This window comes from Streptomyces millisiae (assembly GCF_031845425.1).
Lineage (GTDB): Bacteria > Actinomycetota > Actinomycetes > Streptomycetales > Streptomycetaceae > Streptomyces > Streptomyces millisiae.
In genome coordinates this window covers 1-18,269 of record NZ_JAVREM010000002.1, presented here as the reverse complement: position 1 = coordinate 18,269, position 18,269 = coordinate 1, and the positions used below count along the sequence as shown (strand labels likewise).

At 74.2% G+C, this 18,269-nt stretch carries 16 protein-coding genes; 9 read left to right on the top strand and 7 right to left on the bottom strand.

All coding sequences use genetic code 11. From position 1 onward, the window contains the following. Window positions 1-95: 95 nt before the first annotated feature. On the top strand, window positions 96-992 hold the full coding sequence (locus RNC47_RS02235; protein ID WP_311594973.1) for a TauD/TfdA dioxygenase family protein: 897 nt from the start codon (window positions 96-98) through the stop codon (window positions 990-992). 4 nt (window positions 993-996) lie between these two features. Here RNC47_RS02235 and RNC47_RS02230 read toward each other — a convergent pair whose 3' ends face one another. After that, the gene (locus tag RNC47_RS02230) at window positions 997-1,902 is read right to left on the bottom strand and encodes a glutathione S-transferase C-terminal domain-containing protein (RefSeq protein ID WP_311594972.1); all 906 of its coding nucleotides are present in this window, start codon (window positions 1,900-1,902) and stop codon (window positions 997-999) included. Between the two features lie 369 nt (window positions 1,903-2,271). After that, the gene (locus tag RNC47_RS02225; protein WP_311594970.1) at window positions 2,272-3,378 is read right to left on the bottom strand and encodes an LLM class flavin-dependent oxidoreductase; all 1,107 of its coding nucleotides are present in this window, start codon (window positions 3,376-3,378) and stop codon (window positions 2,272-2,274) included. 491 nt (window positions 3,379-3,869) lie between these two features. Between RNC47_RS02225 and RNC47_RS02220 the strand changes: the two genes are divergently transcribed. Both RNC47_RS02220 and fdhD read left to right on the top strand, forming a co-directional pair. Further along, window positions 3,870-7,031, top strand: a complete 3,162-nt coding sequence (locus RNC47_RS02220) for a glycosyl hydrolase 115 family protein (protein WP_311594968.1) — start codon at window positions 3,870-3,872, stop codon at window positions 7,029-7,031. Window positions 7,032-7,107: 76 nt separating this feature from the next. After that, entirely contained in the window at window positions 7,108-7,962 is an 855-nt protein-coding gene (gene fdhD / locus RNC47_RS02215; protein ID WP_311594966.1) for a formate dehydrogenase accessory sulfurtransferase FdhD, read from the top strand. Between the two features lie 10 nt (window positions 7,963-7,972). Here fdhD and RNC47_RS02210 read toward each other — a convergent pair whose 3' ends face one another. After that, window positions 7,973-8,578: a TetR/AcrR family transcriptional regulator gene (locus RNC47_RS02210; protein WP_311594965.1), complete on the bottom strand. Its 606-nt coding sequence runs from the start codon at window positions 8,576-8,578 to the stop codon at window positions 7,973-7,975. A gap of 55 nt (window positions 8,579-8,633) precedes the next feature. Between RNC47_RS02210 and RNC47_RS02205 the strand changes: the two genes are divergently transcribed. Beyond that, window positions 8,634-9,497, top strand: coding sequence for an alpha/beta fold hydrolase (locus RNC47_RS02205; RefSeq protein ID WP_311594964.1), 864 nt, complete (start codon window positions 8,634-8,636; stop codon window positions 9,495-9,497). Window positions 9,498-9,503: 6 nt separating this feature from the next. Here the strand turns inward: RNC47_RS02205 and RNC47_RS02200 are convergent, their stop codons facing one another. After that, on the bottom strand, window positions 9,504-10,502 hold the full coding sequence (locus RNC47_RS02200; protein WP_311594963.1) for a bile acid:sodium symporter family protein: 999 nt from the start codon (window positions 10,500-10,502) through the stop codon (window positions 9,504-9,506). 146 nt (window positions 10,503-10,648) lie between these two features. Between RNC47_RS02200 and RNC47_RS02195 the strand changes: the two genes are divergently transcribed. Further along, window positions 10,649-11,491 carry an aldo/keto reductase gene (locus RNC47_RS02195; RefSeq protein ID WP_311594962.1) on the top strand — a complete coding sequence of 281 codons (843 nt, stop codon included), beginning with the start codon at window positions 10,649-10,651 and terminating at the stop codon, window positions 11,489-11,491. Window positions 11,492-11,602: 111 nt separating this feature from the next. Continuing rightward, window positions 11,603-12,130: a GNAT family N-acetyltransferase gene (locus RNC47_RS02190; RefSeq protein ID WP_311595584.1), complete on the top strand. Its 528-nt coding sequence runs from the start codon at window positions 11,603-11,605 to the stop codon at window positions 12,128-12,130. On the opposite strand, the gene RNC47_RS02185 is transcribed toward RNC47_RS02190, so the two are convergent. Then, entirely contained in the window at window positions 12,127-12,435 is a 309-nt protein-coding gene (locus RNC47_RS02185) for a 4a-hydroxytetrahydrobiopterin dehydratase (RefSeq protein WP_311594960.1), read from the bottom strand. The two genes, RNC47_RS02190 and RNC47_RS02185, sit on opposite strands and share 4 nt — an antisense overlap. A gap of 38 nt (window positions 12,436-12,473) precedes the next feature. Further along, the gene (locus tag RNC47_RS02180; protein ID WP_311594957.1) at window positions 12,474-14,558 is read right to left on the bottom strand and encodes a phage holin family protein; all 2,085 of its coding nucleotides are present in this window, start codon (window positions 14,556-14,558) and stop codon (window positions 12,474-12,476) included. Between the two features lie 182 nt (window positions 14,559-14,740). Here RNC47_RS02180 and RNC47_RS02175 point away from each other — a divergent pair, with 182 nt between their 5' ends. After that, window positions 14,741-15,520, top strand: a complete 780-nt coding sequence (locus tag RNC47_RS02175) for an MBL fold metallo-hydrolase (protein ID WP_311594955.1) — start codon at window positions 14,741-14,743, stop codon at window positions 15,518-15,520. A gap of 5 nt (window positions 15,521-15,525) precedes the next feature. After that, a complete protein-coding gene (locus RNC47_RS02170) occupies window positions 15,526-16,179 on the top strand; it encodes a DedA family protein (protein WP_311595583.1) in 654 nt (217 codons plus the stop codon). On the opposite strand, the gene RNC47_RS02165 is transcribed toward RNC47_RS02170, so the two are convergent. Then, entirely contained in the window at window positions 16,176-17,210 is a 1,035-nt protein-coding gene (locus RNC47_RS02165) for an MBL fold metallo-hydrolase (RefSeq protein ID WP_311594954.1), read from the bottom strand. The genes RNC47_RS02170 and RNC47_RS02165 overlap by 4 nt on opposite strands. Before the next feature lie 129 nt (window positions 17,211-17,339). Here RNC47_RS02165 and RNC47_RS02160 point away from each other — a divergent pair, with 129 nt between their 5' ends. Beyond that, window positions 17,340-18,143 carry a methyltransferase domain-containing protein gene (locus RNC47_RS02160; protein WP_311594952.1) on the top strand — a complete coding sequence of 268 codons (804 nt, stop codon included), beginning with the start codon at window positions 17,340-17,342 and terminating at the stop codon, window positions 18,141-18,143. Window positions 18,144-18,269: the final 126 nt, after the last annotated feature.

Sequence of the window (18,269 nt, the reverse complement as noted above, 5' to 3'; positions counted from 1 at the left end):
GGGAAGTGAATTCCCCGACGCCGGAAACGGGTTTATCGCGCCACGCGTTTTACAAGATCGAGGCAGAGTCGCACCTCCGCACGAAGGGCCCGCGCATGACCACCGCACCCCCCACTCTTCGCATCACCCGCCTCGGCGGCCGGATAGGCGCCGTCGTCGAGGGCGTCCGGCTCGGCGGCGACCTGACGCCCGCGACCGTGGCCGAGATCAGGGCCGCCGCGCTGGCCCACAAGGTGATCTTCTTCAGAGACCAGCACGCCTTGGACGAGGAGGGGCACGAGGCGTTCGGGCGGCTCTTCGGCCCGCTCTTCGCGCACCCCACCGTGCCGGCGGCCGACGGGCGTTACGCGTTCCCCGTCGACTCCGAGCACGGCGACCGGGCCAACCGCTGGCACACGGACGTCACCTTCGTGCCGGCCTACCCGGCGTTCTCCATCCTGCGGGCGATCACCATCCCGCCCTACGGGGGCAACACCGTCTGGGCCAACACGGCCGCCGCCTACGCCGGCCTGCCCGAGCCGCTGCGGGCGCTCGCCGACGGCCTGCGGGCCATCCACACCAACGAGTTCGACTACGCCGCCGTCCGGCCGGAGGCCGACGCCAAGCAACTGGCCCGGTTCCGCGAGGTGTTCGCGGCCACCCGGTTCCGCACCGAGCACCCGGTGGTGCGGGTGCACCCGGAGACCGGCGAACGCACCCTGCTGCTCGGCAACTTCGTGCAGCGCCTGGCGGGAGTGCGGGCCAGGGACTCCCAGTTGCTGTTCGAGCTGTTCCAGGGGCACATCGAGCGCCCGGAGAACACGGTCCGCTGGCAGTGGCGGGCCGGGGACGTGGCCATGTGGGACAACCGCGCCACCCAGCACTACGCCGTCGACGACTCGGACGGCCACCAGCGCTCGCTGCGTCGGATCACCGTGGACGGCGAGCTGCCGGTGGCCCCGGACGGCTCCACCAGCCGCCTGCTCGAACCGGCCGAGCTACCGGCCGGCTGAGCGCTCAGCGCGGGCGGCGCTGCCTGGCCGGCGAGGCCAGCAGGTCGTCGGTGGCCGTCCAGTCGATGATCTGGACGGCCGCGCCGGCCGCCTCCAGGCCCCGGCAGTCGTGGTGGTGGCGGCGCTCGATCTCGTCGAGACGCAGCTGCCGGGCGAAGGCCGGGTTCGCCAGCAGCCGGCGGGCGAACGCCCACAGCCGGGGGTGCGCGGCGATCCGGTGCACCGCCTCCGCGTCCAGATGCCAGCGGTGCACCGTGTCCAACTGCACCAGCGTCACCCACAGGTGGACGTCGGCGGCGGTCAGCGCGTCGCCGACCAGGTGGGGCCCGGTCGCGAGCCGTTCCTCCAGCGCGCCGAGCGCGCCCAGCAGGGTGTCGAGCGCCGCGGCCCGGCTCGCGTCGTCGCCGCCGGCCTGCCCGGCGCGCTGCGCCGCCGCGCCGATGTCCCGCTCGCAGAGCAGGTCGAGCTCCCGGATCTCCCGCTCGGCCGCCGCCGGGTAGAGGTCGGGCCCGCCCGCGCCGCCGAACCGCAGGCAGAGGTCGCGCAGGATGTCGGGGGTGTGGTTGCTGACCACGCGGCCGGTCCAACGGTCGGCCAGCACCGGGGCCCTGGCGGCCCCGCGGTAGCCGTGGGCGGTCGCCTCGTAGGGCGCGCGCAGCGCCGCGTAGCCGGCGCCCGGGCCGTCGGGCACGGGCGGCAGCAGGGTGCGGGAGATCCGGTCGTCGAGGCCGAGCAGGGCGTGGGTGACGGCGATGCGCAGACAGCCGGGACAGGAGAGCGACAGGTACAGGTGGTAGCGGTGGGCCACCGGGTAGAAGCCGTGGTCGGCGTCGGGACCGATCCGGCCCCTGATGGCGGGCTCGGGCGGACGGACGGGCGGCGCCGAGGTCGTGGAACGGGACGTGGACATGGTTCTCCCTCGCGGGCGCGGACGGGAACGGGCGGGAGGCCGCCGGCCGGGCGAGCGGCGGGAGGGGTTCGCCCGGGCAGGCGGGAGCGACGACTCGCGGCGGGGCGCCGCGGTTAATCAACCTCGTTGGTAGGAGCTGCAGACCCGGAGCAGATCGATGTGGCGCCGGGACGTCAACAGCCAGCCGGGCGGGACGGGGAGCCACGCGGCGGAAGCCGGGGAAACCGGGGGTGCCGCCGGGGCGGGCGACGGCGGGGCGGGACAGTCGGCCGCGAGACCTCCGTCACCCATCCTGCCCGCCGCCCCTCGGTCTTTCGGTGCCCGTCAGCATGCGCCGGTCACGTCCGCTCGCGCGGCCCCCCGGGCGCCTCATCCGGCCGCGGCGGCCGGCGCGCGCCGGGCCGCCAACTCCGCGTCGCGCCTGGCCACCTCCTCGCGGACGAGGGGGATGACGTGTCGCCCGAAGTCGATGGCGTCGCCGAGCAGGTCGTAACCCCGCGCCGAGATGATGTCCACTCCGAGGTCGTAGTAATCCAACAGCGCGGCGGCGACCGTCTCCGGGGTGCCGACCAGGGCGTTGGAGTTGCCCGCGCCGCCGGTGGCGGCCGCGGTCGGGGTCCACAGCGCGCGGTCGTAGCGTTCGCCCCGCTCCGCGATGGCGAGCAGTCGCTGCGATCCGGTGTTCTCCGGGGCGAACCCGCCGTCCCCGCCGCGCCGTTGCCTGATCGCGCCGACCGTGCGGTACGCCTTCTCCCAGGCGAGTTCCTCGGTCGGGGCGATGATGGGCCGGAACGCGACCTGGATGCGCGGCACTTCGCGGCGGCCGGCGGCGGCCGCGGCCTGCCGCACCGCCTCGATCTGCTGGGCGGTCTCGGCCAGCGGCTCGCCCCACAGGCAGTAGATGTCGGCCTCGGCGCCGCCGGCGGCGAGGGCGGCGGGTGAGGAGCCGCCGAACGAGACGCCGGGGCGCGGCTGTTGGACGGGGAAGACGTCGCTCACGTAGTCGTGGAAGGTGTAGTGCTCGCCCTCGTGGTCGAAGGGCTCGTGGCTGGTCCAGATCCGCTTGACGATCTGGATGTACTCGCGGGTGCGGGAGTACCGCTGGTCCTTGGTGAGGGTGTCGCCCTCACGCCGCTGTTCGTGGTCGTTGCCGCCGGTGATGAAGTGGACGGTGAGGCGGCCGCCGCTGATCTGGTCGAGGGTGGCGAAGGAGCGGGCGGCGAACGTCGGGTAGGAGACGTTGGGCCGGTGGGCGAGCAGGATGTTCAGCCGGTCCACCCTGGCGGCCAGGAAGGCGGCCGCGGTGGCCGGGTCGGGGGAGCCGGAGCCGTAGGCGAACAGCACCCGGTCCCAGCCGTGGTCCTCGTGGGCGCGGGCGAGGCGGAGGGTGTAGTCCGGGTCGAACGCGGCGCCGGAGCGCGCGGTGGTCTCCGAGCCGTCGTTGGTGGCGGCGATACCGAGGAACTCGACGGGCATGGCGATGGGCCCCTTCGAAGGCGGGATGCGACAGGGCGGATGCGCTGGGGAGGGACGGCCGGGCCGCGCGGGGCGGCGGGCGGCGGCCGGTCAGGCGGCCACGCCGGGAAGGGCGGGAAAGGCGGGAGCGGCCGGCCGCGTCAGGCGCGGCGACACGCGGCGGACCACACTCGACCGAAGTCGATGTGGTCGCGGGTGGTCAGGCGTCGCTCGCCGCTCATGCTCTCAGTGGAACAGCGCCCGACGTGGGCGTCAACCAGGTGGTCGGGATGTGGACCCGGCCGCCGTGGGCGGACCGAAAGGTTTTCAGACCTCGGAGGGGGGCGCGTGCCGCCCGGCACGCCCCCAACTCCCTTTCCTGACGGCCGCCATGACAGTCGGGAACCGAGTATTGACCTGGGCATGCCCCGTCGTTAGCTTCATCCGGAGTCACGGCCAGCATCTTCCGGAACCATCCCGAAAATTATCGGATCCCCGCACGGAGATTGATCATGACGAGCCGTCGCGCATTCCTCGGTCTCCTGCCGCTCACGGTGGCGGCGGCCGGCACCGCACCCACGGTCGCCGAGGCGGCCCCCGCCGGCGCGGTCGCCACCCCGCCGGCGACCGAGCGGCGCAGCACCTTCGTGTCCACCGTCTGGCAGCCGGGCAGCCTGCCCCTGTCGACCGGGGGCAGGACCGTCCCGATCCTGGTGAGTTCGGCCGACCACCCGGGCGTGCTGCGGGCGGTGCGCGACCTGCGGACCGACCTGGAACGGGTCACCGGTGCCGCCCCCGACATCAGCCACGACCGGGCGCCGGCGGGCCAGGACGAGCTCGTCATCGTCGGCACCATCGGCCGCAGCCCGCTGATCGACCAGCTGGTCGCCGCCGGGAAGGTGGACGTCGCCGGCATCGCCGGGAAGTGGGAGACCACCCGCGAGCAGCTCGTGCACAATCCGCTGCCCGGGGTGCGGCGCGCGTTCGTGATCGCCGGGAGCGACCAGCGCGGCACCATCTACGGCGTCTACGAGACCTCGCGCCAGCTCGGCGTCTCGCCGTGGCACTGGTGGGACGACGTGCCGGTCCCCCGCCACGAGCGGGTCTACCTGCTGCCCGGCCGGTTCACCCAGGGCACCCCCGCCGTGAGGTACCGCGGCTTCTTCATCAACGACGAGAACCCGGCGCTCGGCACCTGGGCCCCCGCGTTCTTCGGCCCGGGCCACGCCCCCGGCTTCCCCAACGGCTTCAACAGCGCCTTCTACGCCCGGGTGTTCGAGGTGATGCTGCGGCTGCGGGCCAACTACCTGTGGCCCGCCGTCTGGGGCCGCGCCTTCGCCGAGGACGACCCGGCCAACCACGCCACCGCCAGGGAGTACGGGATCGTCATGGGCACCTCGCACGAGGCCCCCATGATGCGCGGCATCGAGGAGTGGAACCGGCACGCGGTCCCGGCCCGGCGCGACGCGGCCGGGAACGTCGTCACCCCCGGCAGCGACCCGTACGGCGGCACCGGCGAGTGGAGCTTCCGCCGCAACGGCGAGGCCATCAGGCGCTACTGGGCGGACGGCGTGCGCCGCATGGTCGAGGAGGACTTCGAGGGCGTGGTCACCCTCGGCATGCGCGGCAACGGCGACGTCAGCCTGCCCGACGGGGACGGCATCGAGCTCATGCAGTCCATCCTGGCCGCGCAGCGCGAGATCCTGGCCGAGGTGACCGGCGCCGAGGACCTGACCGCCATCCCCCAGGTGCAGACGCTCTACAAGGAGGTGCAGCGCTACTGGGACCAGGGTCTTCGCCCGCCGGACGACGTGACCGTCGTCTTCTGCGACGACAACTGGGGCAACATGCGCAAGGTCCCCGACCCCCGGCTGCCGGAGCGGTCCGGCGGCTACGGCCTCTACTACCACTTCGACTACGTCGGCGGCGGCCGCAACTACAAGTGGGTCGACACCGTCAACCTGGCCTCCACCTGGGAGCAGTTGCACCTGTCGTACCGGTACGGCATCGACCGCCTCTGGGTGGTCAACGTCGGCGACCTGAAGGCCGAGGAGCTGCCGTTGCAGTTCTTCCTGGACTACGCCTGGGACCCGGAGCGTTGGCCGATCGAGCGGCTCGGCGAGTGGGAACGCCAGTACGCGGAGCAGAACTTCGGACGCCGGCACGCCGAGGCCATCGCCGGGGTCCTGCACGACTACGGCGTCCTCCAGGCGCGCCGCAAGCCGGAGTTGCTCAACCGGCGGATCACCGTCGACCCGACGAAGGACCCGGCCACCGACGCCTCCGCGATCGTCTACGACGACCAGGCGACGCCCTTCAGCCTCACCGACTACCGGGAGCTGGAGCGGGTCACGGCCGAGTGGGAGGAGCTGGACGCGCGGGCGCAGCGGATCGGTGAGGCCCTGCCGGACGAGTACCACGACGCGTACTACCAGTTGGTGCAGTACCAGGTGGAGGCGACCGCCAACCTCTACGCCCTGCGGGCCGCCGAGTTCACCAACCTGCACTACGCGCGGCAGGGCAGAACCGCCGCCAACCAGCTCGCCGACGACACGGACGCCAGGTTCGCCGACGACCAGGCGATGTCGGACTACTACAACAACACGCTGCGGGACGGGAAGTGGGCCGGCTTCCAGACGCAGCCGAAGATCGGCTACGGCGACGTCGCCCGCTACGGGCAGGACGCGCCGTGGCAGCAGCCGCAGACCCCCGACCACGTGGCGCTGCCGGACGAGGTGTTCCCGCCGGTCACCAGGATCGACCCGCCGGCCGGCGCCGAGCTCGGCGTGGCGATCGACGGCTCGGCCGAGTGGTGGCCGGCCGCCCAGGGCCCGGCCGTGCTCCCCGAGTTCAGCCCCTACCAGTCGCAACCCGCCCAGTATGTCGAGGTGTTCAACCGGGGCCGGCAGCCGTTCGACTTCCGGATCGAACCCGGCGTGCCGTGGCTGCGGGTCTCCCCCGCCGCCGGCACCGTCACCAGCCAGGTGCGGGCCGAGGTGACGGTGGACTTCGGCGCGGCTCCGCTGGGCACCACCCGGGTGCCGCTGACCGTCACCGGGGCCGGCGGCGCGAGCGTCGAGGTGACGGCGGTGGTCACCAACCCGGGCGTGCCGCTGCGCCGGCTCGCCGGCTTCGTCGAGGCCAACGGCTACGTCTCCATCGAGGCCGGGCACTTCGACCGGGCGGTGGGCGGCGCCGGAGTCCGCTGGCAGCGCGTCCCCGACCTGGGCCGCACCGGCGACGGCGTCACGCCGTTCCCGGTCACCGCGGACCGCCAGACCCCGGGCGGCCGCGGCCCGCGCCTCGAGTACGACCTGACGCTGTTCACGGCGGGCCGGGTGCGGGTGCTCGCCTACCTCTCGCCGCGCAACAACGTGCTGCCGACGGACGGCCTGAGCTACGCGGTCTCGTTCGACGGCGCCGCCCCGGTCCCGGTGAACGTCACGGCGGTCAGCGGCGCGGACGACACCTCCATGAACCGGCAGTGGGAGCACGGGACTTCGGACAACGTCCGGATCACCACCACCGAGCACACCATCGCGGAGCCGGGGCGGCACGTGCTGCGGTTCTGGATGGTGGACCCGACCGTGGTGCTGCAGAAACTGGTCGTCGACACGGGCGGGCTGCGCCCCAGCTACCTGGGCCCGCCGGAGAGCAGGCGCGCCGATGGCTGACACGTTTCGGTCGATTGTCGACGGTATCCCGTACACAGCGGGCGCTTTCCGGCTCGCTTCGGGGCATGATGAACCCATGGGACGAGTCACCGAACGCCGCCGCGTCGTCCGGATCCGGGACGGTGCCGTCAGCCGGCGGGCCGACACCCTGGTGGGTGAGGAGCCCCTGGAGATCCGGGTCAACGGACGCGCCATCGCCGTCACCATGCGCACGCCGGGCGACGACTTCGCGCTCGCCGCCGGATTCCTCGTCAGCGAAGGGGTGTTGGGCCGGCCCGAGGAGCTGGCCCGCATCACCTACTGCGCCGGCGCCCAGGGCCCGGACGGCAGCGGCAACACCTACAACGTGCTGGACGTCCGCCTCGCGGACGGCGTCCCGCTGCCGGACATCACGCTGGAGCGGAACGTCTACACGACCTCGTCCTGCGGCGTCTGCGGCAAGGCCAGCCTGGACGCGGTGCGGACCACGGCCCGCTGGCCGCTGCCGCTGACCGGCGGCCCGCGCCTCGACCCGGGCCTGCTGGCCGAGCTCCCCGACCGGCTGCGGTCCGCGCAGCGCGTCTTCGACCGCACCGGCGGCCTGCACGCCGCCGCCCTCTTCGCGGCCGACGGCCGACTCCTCGACGTCCGGGAGGACGTGGGCCGCCACAACGCGGTCGACAAGGTGGTCGGCCGCGCCCTGGAGCGGGGGCTGCTGCCGCTCACGGACACGGTGCTCCTGGTCTCCGGCCGGGCCTCCTTCGAACTGGTCCAGAAGGCGGTGATGGCCGGCATCCCGGCCCTCGCCGCCGTCTCGGCGCCGTCCTCCCTCGCCGTCGACCTGGCCGAGGAGTCAGGACTCACCCTCGTCGGCTTCCTGCGCGGCACGTCCATGAACATCTACGCGGGCACGGACCGCGTGGTCCTCCCCGAGGCCGCCGCCACGGTCTGACGGGTCGCCGTCACGGCGATCGGAACAGCTCGTCCAGATGATGGGTGAGGATCGTCAGCGCCGACTCGCCGGAGCGCTGGCCGCCCAGCACGCTCGAGCCCAGGCCGTTGACCATGGCCAGCAAGCCGGCGGCGGTCATCTCGGGGTCCCTGCCCGCGTCGATCTCCCCGGCCTGTTGTGCCGCGCGGACCTGCTTGGCCAGGAAGGACTCCAGCAGGTCGGGCTGGGCGGTGCCGCGCTTCCCCGTCAGTTCGGGATCGCTGAGGACCAGCGTGTAGTAGGCGGCGTAGGTCCTGGTGATCCGGCGGCTCTCCTGGTCGGTCGGCAGGATGCTCGACAGGACCGCGGTCACGAGGCCGCGCGGCGTGGCCGGGGCCCCCACCGCGGCGATCCACCTCTCCATGCGGGCCCGGAGTTGGCCGCCGAGCCTGTCCAGCGCGTCCAGCAGCAGCGCCTCCTTGGTGGTGAAGTAGTACTGCACCAGCCGCAGCGAGACGCCGGCCTCCGCCGCGACGGCCCGCATGCTGGCCGACTGCAGGCCCTGCGTGTCGGCGATGCGCAGCAGCGCCTCGGCGATCTGCCGCCTGCGCTCCTCGTGATCGACCCGGACGGGCACGGCGCCCACCTCCCTCGCGGTACACCCGTATCATAAAATGTGATACACCTGTACCATGAAGCTGAGCGAGTTCAAGGACGAGAAGGCCAGGGCCCGCTACCACCGCGCCTACGAGCACGCCCTGGCCCGCCTGTGGCCGGGGCCGCGCACCGCGCTCGACATCCCGACCGCCTTCGGCACCACCCGCGTCTACCGGACCGGCCCCCGGCACGGCGAGCCGATCGTGCTGCTCCCGGGGTCGGGGGGCAACGCGCTGATGTGGCACCGGTACGTCGACGTGCTGGCCCGACGCCATCCGGTCATCGCCGTCGACACCCTCGGCGAACCGGGCGCGAGCACGCAGACCGCCCCGCTCGAGGACGGTCGGGACGGCGCGGCCTGGCTGGACGAGCTCCTGGTCGCGCTGGAGGCGACGGATCCGCACATCGTCGGCTGCTCCTACGGCGGCTGGCTCGCCCTCAACCACCAGATCCACCACCCCGGCCACGCGGGCGGCCTCACGCTGGTGGACCCGGCGGGCTTCGCCGACTTCGGCCCGCGCTTCTACGCCTGGCTGATCGCTGGCGGTCTCGCCGCGACGGCACCGCGACCGCTGCGCCCGCGTCTGGCACGCCTGGTCGGCAACTCCGCCATCCTGGAGCGTGAACTCATGGGCCTGATGCGCGCCTCGCGGGGGTTCCGCCGTGCGCTCCCCGTGCCACCGGTCTTCTCGGACGAGGAACTACGCCTGGTGCGCGCCCCGGCGCTCTTCCTGCTCGGGGCACGCAGCGCCATGCACGACTCGCGCGAGGTCGCCGACCGCCTCGGCAGGACCGTGCCCGCCGCCCGGGTCGAGATCGTGCCCCGGGCCGGGCACGCGTTGCCGACCGACGAACCGGCCCTGGTGGCGGACCGCATCCTCAGCGCCGTGGAGCGGTAGTGCCACTCAGCGGTGGGCCGGTTCCTGGGCGGCCACGGTCGTCGTCGGCCGGGGTTCCTTCGAGCCGGGCGCCGGCAGGCGCGCCCAGCGGCGGGCGATGAACGCGCACACGATCAGCTGCAGCTGGTGGAAGATCATCAGCGGCAGCACCGCCATCGCCGCCTGCCCCTGGAAGATCACGCCGGCCATCGGGAGGCCGGCCGCCAGCGACTTCTTCGAGCCGGCGAAGACGATCGCCACCCGGTCGTCCCGCTCGAAGCCCAGCCGCCGCGAGCCCCAGGTGGTCAGCAGCAGCATCACCGCGAGCAGCACCACCAGCACGCCGAACAGCGCCACCAGACGCCGCCAGCTGACCTCCCCCCAGACGCCCTGCGTCATGCCCTCGCTGAACGCCGCGTAGACGACGACCAGCACCGAGCCACGGTCCACCAGGGACAGCACCCGCCGGTGCCGTTTGACGAAGCCGCCGATCCAGCGGCGCAGCAGCTGCCCGAGCACGAAGGGCAGCAGCAGCTGCCCGCCGATGGCCAGCAGCGTGTCCGGGGAGAAGCCGCCGCTGGCGCCGATCAGGCCGGCGGCGAGCAGCGGTGTCACGATCACGCCGAGCAGGCTGGAGAAGGAGCCGGCGGCGATGGCACCCGCGACGTTGCCCCGGGCGATGGAGGTGAAGGCGATGGAGGACTGGACCGTGGAGGGCACCAGGCACAGGAACAGCAGGCCCGGGTAGAGGGGGTCGCTGACCAGCCACGGCACCAGGCCGCGCGCGGCGAGGCCGAGCAGCGGGAAGACGACGAAGGTGCAGGTGATGATCGTCAGGTGGAGCCGCCAGTGACGCAGCCCGTCCATGGCCTCGCGGGTGGAGAGCCGGGTGCCGTAGAGGAAGAAGAGGAGCCCGATGATGCCGACGGTCGCGTCGTCCACGCCGTCCGCGACCCGGCCGCTGGCGGGGAACAACGCGGCCAGCCCGACCGTCGCGAACAGCAGCACGATGAAGGGGTCGATCATTCGGGCCAGTCTGCGCACGTTCGCCATTGTCTCTCCTCGACCCGCGTGATGCGGCACGGGGGCCGGTCGGGGACGATGGGCCGAGAGATCCACCAGAAGTTCGCACGAACTCGCGAACTCGCACGAAGAAGGACTGAGGTACCCCCGTGAGCAGCGTCCCGAACGTGACCCTCGGCAACGGTGTGGCGATGCCGCAACTCGGCTTCGGCGTCTGGCAGGTCCCGGACGACCAGGCGGAGACGGCCGTGGCCCAGGCCCTGGCCGACGGCTACCGCAGCGTCGACACGGCGCAGATCTACGGGAACGAGGAGGGCACGGGGCGGGCGCTGGCCGCCTCGGGGGTGGACCGTGGCGAGTTGTTCGTCACCACCAAGCTGTGGAACAGCGCGTCGGAGACCTGGACCCGCGACGCCGTGCTGCGGGAGTTCGACGCCTCCCTGGCCCGCCTCGGGCTCGACTACGTCGACCTCTACCTCGTCCACTGGCCGCGCGCGATGCGCGACGACTACCTGACCATCCTCCGGACCTTCGGTGAGATCGCCGAGAGCGGCCGCGCCAGGGCGGTCGGCACCTCCAACTTCCACCCGCCGCAGCTGCGGCGGGTGGTGGAGGAGACGGGCGTGGTGCCGGCGGTCAACCAGATCGAGCTGCACCCCTACCTCCAGCAGTCCGAGCTGCGCGCCCTGCACGCGGAGCTCGGCATCGCCACCGAGGCGTGGTCGCCGCTCGGCCAGGGCAAGGGGCTGCTCGACGACGCGGTGATCGGCCGGATCGCCGAGAAGCACGGCCGGACCCCGGCCCAGGTGGTGCTCCGCTGGCACCTGCGGATCGGCAACGTGGTGATCCCCAAGTCCGTGACGCCGTCCCGGATCAGGGAGAACATCGACGTCTTCGACTTCGACCTCGACGAGGACGACCTGGCCGCGTTCGCGACGCTGGACCGGGGCACCCGCTTCGGCCCCGATCCGGACACCTTCGACTGGAACTGACGAGAGGGGCCGGGGCAAATCCGCTGGACGCCGGTCGGTTGTTCGGTGACCATCTGCACGGTGACAGATGAAGCCGATCGCCAGGACGCACCCCCCGCTGCCCCGAGGCGGGTGCGCTTCGTGGAACTGTCCGGCGGAGCGATGTCCGCGCTGCTCGAAGGGGACCTCTCCGCGGCCGGCAGGACGGCCGGAGTCACGCTGAGCGATTACTTCGTGACGGACCGGGCTCGCTGGCTGTGGAGGTTCCGGCTCGGCCAGATCGCCGCGGACCCCGGTCACGCACGGTGGATGGCGCGGCAGGCGGTGATCGGGGAGGAAGGCGTCGTCATCGGCCACTGCGGGTTCCACGGGCCACCCGACGAGGTGGGCATGGTCGAGATCGGTTACTCGGTCGCGCCTGACTTCCGCCGTCGGGGCTATGCCCGGGCGATGCTGGTCGAGTTGCTGCGCCGGGCCGCTGCCGAACCCGCGGTCAGGACCGTGCGGGCGACGATCAGTCCCGACAACGTGGCGTCCCTGGCCACGATCTCCGGGTTCGGCTTCGTCGAGGTCGGAGAGCAGTGGGACGAGGAGGATGGCCGCGAACTCGTCTTCGAGGCCCCCGCCGACCTCGCCTCCGGCGGTGGGCACGAGGGCTAGGACCGTACGCCGTGCGCGGGCGCGATCTCCTCGATGCGGCGGGCCAGCTGGACGTCGAGTTCGGTCACCCGGCCGCCGACGCTGTGGGTGTTGACGGCGATGTGGAGCCGGTTGTAGGTGACGGTCAGCTCGGCGTGGTGGTTCAGCTCCTCCTGCACGGCGGCGACGTGCGTGAGCAGCGCGACGGCCGGCAGGTGGCCGGCGAGCGTGTAGCCGCGCTCCAGCCGGTCGTCGCGCACGGTCCAGCCGGGCAGGCCGCTCAGGCACTCGGCGATCTCCAGCTCCGTCAACGGCTGCGGTGCCATGGTGTGTCCCTCCTCCGCGTCGGACGCCGGTGACCAGCCTAGGACGGCGCGCGGGTCGTCGCCCGCGGGCGGGGTTCGGCGGGGTGGGCCGCCGCCTCGGCGAGCCAGCGGCGCAGCACGCGGTGGACGGCCTCGGCGCCCACCAGCTCGTCGTCGGGCGGGGACAGCGCGAGGGGCGACATCAGGAAGGCCCGGCTCTGCTCGCCGCCGAGGCCGCCGTGTGAGCCGAGCTGGTCCTCGAAGGCGTGCACCTCGCCGGTGTCCGGGTCCACGGCGGAGTTCACCATGATGTCGGCGGCGTGCGGGAAGCCGGCGGTGCGGCGGACGGCGTCGGCCGCGCCGGGGCCGAAGGGCGCGAGGGGGTCGGCGCCGAGCACCTCGCCGGTGGCGAGCCGGTGCTGGGCGCCGCCGGCGCCCAGCACCACGGGGCCGTGCCGCTCGCTGTGCACCAGCAGGAAGCCGATCCCCCGGTGGTCCGCGAGGGTGCGCAGCAGGTCGGGGTAGCGGGCGGTGATCGCCTCGGCGGAGGCCCGTCCTGGCAGGTCGGGGAAGGAGATCAGGCCGAGGTTCCCCGAGCCGAGCACGATGGGCGCGCCGCGCCCGCGCGCCGGGCCGCCGGGCGGCTCGGGCGGCTCCTCCGGGCGGTGCAGCGCGACCCTGGCCACCCCGCGCGCCTCGGCGCCCGCCGGCTCGCGCTCCCCCGCGGCGCCGGTCCTGCACGCCTGGCGCGGCACGGGGGGTCGGCCGCAGCCGGCGCGCACCAGTTCCTCGAGCGAGAGGCCGTACCTGGACCTGAAGGTCTCGCCCTGGCTCTGTCCGTGGTCGGAGAGCAGCACCAGGTGGTAGGGGCGCGGCGCGTACCTGATGGCCTGGGCTATCGCGGCCACGCAGCGGTCGATGCCGGCCAGCACCTGCCGGGTGTCCCGGCCGCGCGGGCCCGAGTGGTGGGCGACCTCGTCGTAGGCGACGAGGTCGGCGTAGACGGCGGTGCGCCCGTTGATGATGTCGCCGGCTACGGCGGCGGTGACCACGTCCCGCTGGACGACCGTGGCGAAGGCCCTGATCAGCGGGTAGAGGCCGCCCCTGGCGACGCGGGGGTGCTCGCCGCGCAGCCGGGCGCCGAGCGACTGGCCGACCTCGCGCGCCAGCTCGGCGAGGAAGGAGAGCGCGGTGCGGGCGGCGTGCGCCGGGTCGGAGAAGTAGGCGAAGTAGCCGGCGCGGGAGCGCTGGCCCGGGCCGCGCCTGGCCACCGAGAGCACCAGCGCCACCTGGTCGGCGCCGCCGCTGAACAGGTTGCCGCGGCTGGCGCCGTCGTGGGCGAGCAGTCCGGGGTGGCCGCTGCGCGCGGTGGCGCGGCGCTGGAGTTCGGCGGCGCTCGACGGCCGGTTGCTGACGATCAGCTCGCCGGTGTCCTTCTCGTACCAGCGGAAGGCGGGCACGTCCTCGTTGCTGCCGTGCAGGATGGCGAGCTGGGAGGCGCCGGTCTGGCTCGACCAGTCGGTGCGCCAGGGCGTGAGCCGGTGGGTGGTGCCGCACAGGGCGGCGAGCGTCGGCATCAGGGGGCGCTCGCCGGCGATGGCCTCGCACAGCAGCTCGTAGCCGACGCCGTCGAGCTGGAGGAAGACGGTGCCGGGGGTGCCGGAGGGGGGCGCGGGCTGGCCCCGGGTGGCGCGCCAGCCGGCGAGCCGGCGCATCCTGCGGCGCTGCGCGCCGGTGTCGCGGACGGCGAGCAGGGTGCTGGTGCCGGAGGAGGCGATGGACATCACGGCGGCCACCACGGCGGCGACGGCGGGGCTCGCGGCGCCCCGCCCCTCGGGGACGGCGCTGAGCGCGAGCAGCAGCAGCGAGCCGTTGAGCAGGAAGACCAGCAGGCCGAGCACCAGCGCCGGCACGAGCAGCAGGGCGCGCACCAGCCAGGGCCACACCAGCGCGTTGAGCAGGCCGAAGAAGCCGGCGCCGAGCGCGGCGGTGAGGCCGAGCCGGGTCAGGCTGTCGCCGTCGGCCGACTGGAGGCGGAAACCGGGCAGCAGCAGCGCGAGCAGCACCATCGTGAGCGTGCTGACCGCCCAGACCGCGAGCACCCGCAGCAGCGCGGCACCCGCGCGCCAGGCCGTGACCGGCATCGCGCCTCCTCCCTTGCTGGCTTCGACGACCGCTCTCCCATTCTCCCTGCCCCGCCAAATCATCCCCTGGCGTCCCCTTCGCCCCACCGGCCACGGTGGCCTCGCCGGCCGAGCGCGGCGGCCTGGCATCCTGGAAGGCGACGGCCGTCCGAGGAGCGTCCGGCGGCCGGGAGGAGTTCCTGATGCCGGTGGAGATCACCTGGTGGGGCCACGCCACCGCGACGGTGCGGGACTCCGGGACGACGGTGCTGACCGACCCGGTGCTCACGCTGCGCTGCGCCCACCTGTGGCGGCGCCGCGGCGCCCTGCCGCCGCCGGCCGCGCACCGCGCGGACGCGGTGCTCGTCTCCCACCTGCACGCCGACCACCTGCACCTGCGCTCGCTCTCCCGGGTCGCCGCCGGCGCGCTGCTCGTGCTGCCGCGCGGCGCGCTGCGCGCGGTGCCGCGCCTGCGGCGGCTCGCCGCGGGGCTCGAGGTGTGCGAGCTGACCCCGGGGGACAGCGTCCCGGTGGGCGGGGTGACGGTGCGGGCGGTGCCGGCCGCGCACGACGGGCGGCGGCTGCCGTTCCTCCCGCGCCGGATCCAGCCGCTCGGCTATGTGATCGAGGGGGAGGCGAAGACGTACTACGCGGGCGACACCGACCTGTACGAGGCCATGGCCGCGGAGACGGGCCCGGTCGACACGGCGCTGCTGCCGGTGGGCGGCTGGGGGCCGCGCCTCGGGCACGGCCACCTGAACGCGGAGCGTGCGGCCGAGGCGCTGGTCGCGCTGCGCCCGCACAGCGCCGTGCCGGTGCACTACGGCACGTTCTGGCCGGTGGGCATGGCGGCGGTGCGGGCGTACGAGTTCCACTCGCCGGGGGACGAGTTCGTGCGGCACGCGGCGCGGCTCGCGCCCGGGGTGCGGGTGCACCGGCTCGGCCACGGCGAGAGCGTCCGGCTGGCGGTGACCGGCCGGTGAGCGCGATAGCCGCGACGGCCGCCGCCACCGAGGCCGTCTCCACCAACCCCGCCCCGCAGGTCGTGGGCTACCCCTCGTTGTTCCTGCTGGTGCTGCTCGGCGCGCTGCTGCCGGTCGTGCCCACCGGGGCGCTCGTCAGCTCGGCCGCCGCCGTGGCCCTGCACCACCCGCGGCCCGCGCTGCCGACACTGCTGGTCTTCCTGGTGGCGACGGCGGCCGCCTTCCTCGGCGACGCGCTGCTGTACTGGCTCGGCCGGCGTGGCGTGCGCTCCCGCAACGGCTCCCGCTGGCTCGACCGGATGCACCAGCAGGTGGCGCCCGAGCGTCTGGCCAGGGCCAGGGCGCGGCTCGCGGCCGGCAGCACCACGGTGCTGCTGGTGTCCCGCCTGGTCCCGGCCGGCCGGATACCGGTGATGCTGGCGTGCCTGCTGGCCAGGATGCCGATGCGTGCCTACCTGCGGGCCGACCTGCCGGCGGCGCTGGCCTGGGCGGCCACCTACCAGCTGCTCGGCATGCTGGGCGGGGCGCTCTTCCCGCACCCCTGGCAGGGGGTGCTCGCGGCGGTCGTCCTCACGCTGCTGGTCGCCGCCGCGCCACCCGCCTGGCGCCGACTGCGCCACCCGCGCGGCGGCCACCCGGCGCCGGCCAAGCCGAGCTAGTCGCCGCTGGTTCCCGTCAGGATCCGGGAGCCGCCGACCGGCAGGTCCCAGAGGTCCTCGGGGCGGCGGCCGGCGTCCCGCCAGGCGGCCCGCACCCTGGTCAACGGTTCGAGCGGCGGCTCGGCCGAGAGCGCGAAGGTGGCCCAGTGCATCGGCGCCATTCGGGCCGCGCCGACGTCGCGGCAGGCGCGCACCGCCTCCTCCGGGTCGGTGTGCACGGCCCGCAGCAGCCAGGGCGGGTCGTAGGCGCCGATCGGCAGCAGCGCCACGTCGATGCCGGGGAAGCGGGCGCCGATCTCCGCGAACCAGTGCCCGTAGCCGGTGTCGCCGGCGAAGTAGACCCGGCGGCCCGCCGGGTCGGTGAGCAGCCAGCCGCCCCACAGCGTGCGGCAGGTGTCGGTCAGGGTCCGCTTGGACCAGTGGTGGGCCGGCACGAAGTCCAGCCGGACGGCGCCGTCGGGCGCCGGCAGTTCGACGGCCTCCCACCAGTCGAGCTCGGTGGTGCGGTGGAACCCGCGACGCCGGCACCAGGCCCCGAGCCCGGCCGGCACGAACAGCGCGGTGTCGCGCGGCAGCCGCCTGAGGGTGGGCGCGTCGAGGTGGTCGTAGTGGTTGTGCGAGATCAGCACGGCGTCGATCGGCGGCAGGTCCTCCCAGGCGACGCCGACCGGCGTCAGCCGGGGCGGCGTGCCGAGGATGCGGCGCGACCAGACGGGGTCGGTCAGCACGGTGAGGCCGCCGATCCCGACCACCCAGCTCGCGTGCCCGGCCCAGGTCAGCGCGACGGTACGGGCGTCCGGCGCGGGCAGCGGCGCCGGCCGGTACGGCAGCGCGCTCGCCTCGCGCAGCGCGGTGGCCGGGGGGCGCAGCGCGCCGTGCCGCAGGGCGCGGGCGAACGGCCGCAGCCCGGGGAGCGGCGACGTGAGCCGGTCGGCGAAGCCGCGCGGCCAGGTGCGGCGCTCGAACAGCGGCCGGGGCTCGGCCGGCGCGGGCCGGTCGGCCCCCGCGGGGTGCTCGGTCCGTTCCGTCATAAGGACCAGATCAGCACGCGGCCCGCGCCCGGCAATCCAGCGCGCCGGACCGCTGGGCCATGCCGGTGAACGTGTCCACACTGCGGAATGGACTTGCTCGACATGCGAGACAACAGGCAGGCTTCGCACATGTCGGAAGCCGTGTACACCCATGGACACCACGAGTCGGTGCTGCGGTCACACCGCTGGCGCACCGCGGAGAACTCGGCCGCCTACCTGCTGCCCGAGCTGGGCCCGGGGCTCTCGCTCCTCGACGTCGGCTGTGGCCCCGGGACCATCACCGCCGACCTGGCGGCCCGGGTCGCCCCCGGCCAGGTGACGGCCGTCGACCAGGCGGCGGACATCCTCCGGACGGCGCGCGCCGAGGCCGAGTCCCGTGGCCTGACCAACCTGCGGTTCGCCACGGCCGACGTGCACGCCCTGGACTTCCCCGACGACTCCTTCGACGTGGTCCACGCGCACCAGGTCCTGCAGCACGTCGCCGATCCGGTGCGGGCGCTGCGCGAGATGCGGCGGGTCTGCCGCCCCGGCGGCGTCGTCGCCGTCCGGGACGTGGACTACGCGGCGATGACGTGGTTCCCCGAGGTGCCGGGGCTCGCCGACTGGCTCGACCTCTACCGCCGCGTCGCCCGCGCCAACGGCGGCGAACCGGACGCCGGCCGCCGTCTGCTGTCCTGGGCACGCGCCGCCGGCTTCACGGACGTCCGCGCCTCGGCCACCACGTGGTGCTTCGCCACGCCGGAGGACCGTGCCTGGTGGGGCGGCCTTTGGGCGGACCGCACACTCTCCTCGGCCTTCGCCGAACGGGCGGTCGCCGACGGCCACGCGACGCAGTCCCAGCTGGCCGAGCTCGCCTCGGCCTGGCGCGCGTTCGCCGCCTCCGAGGACGGCTGGTTCACCAGCCTCCACGGCGAACTCCTCTGCCACGCCTGACACCCACCCGGCCGGTCTCCCCCACCCACCCGCGCTTTTCGCGCGAAGCGCGCGAGGTGGGCCTGCGGCCGTGCGGTGCCGCGCCCACCCACCGCCCTTGGCGGTGGCCTTGCGCGGCAGCCGCAC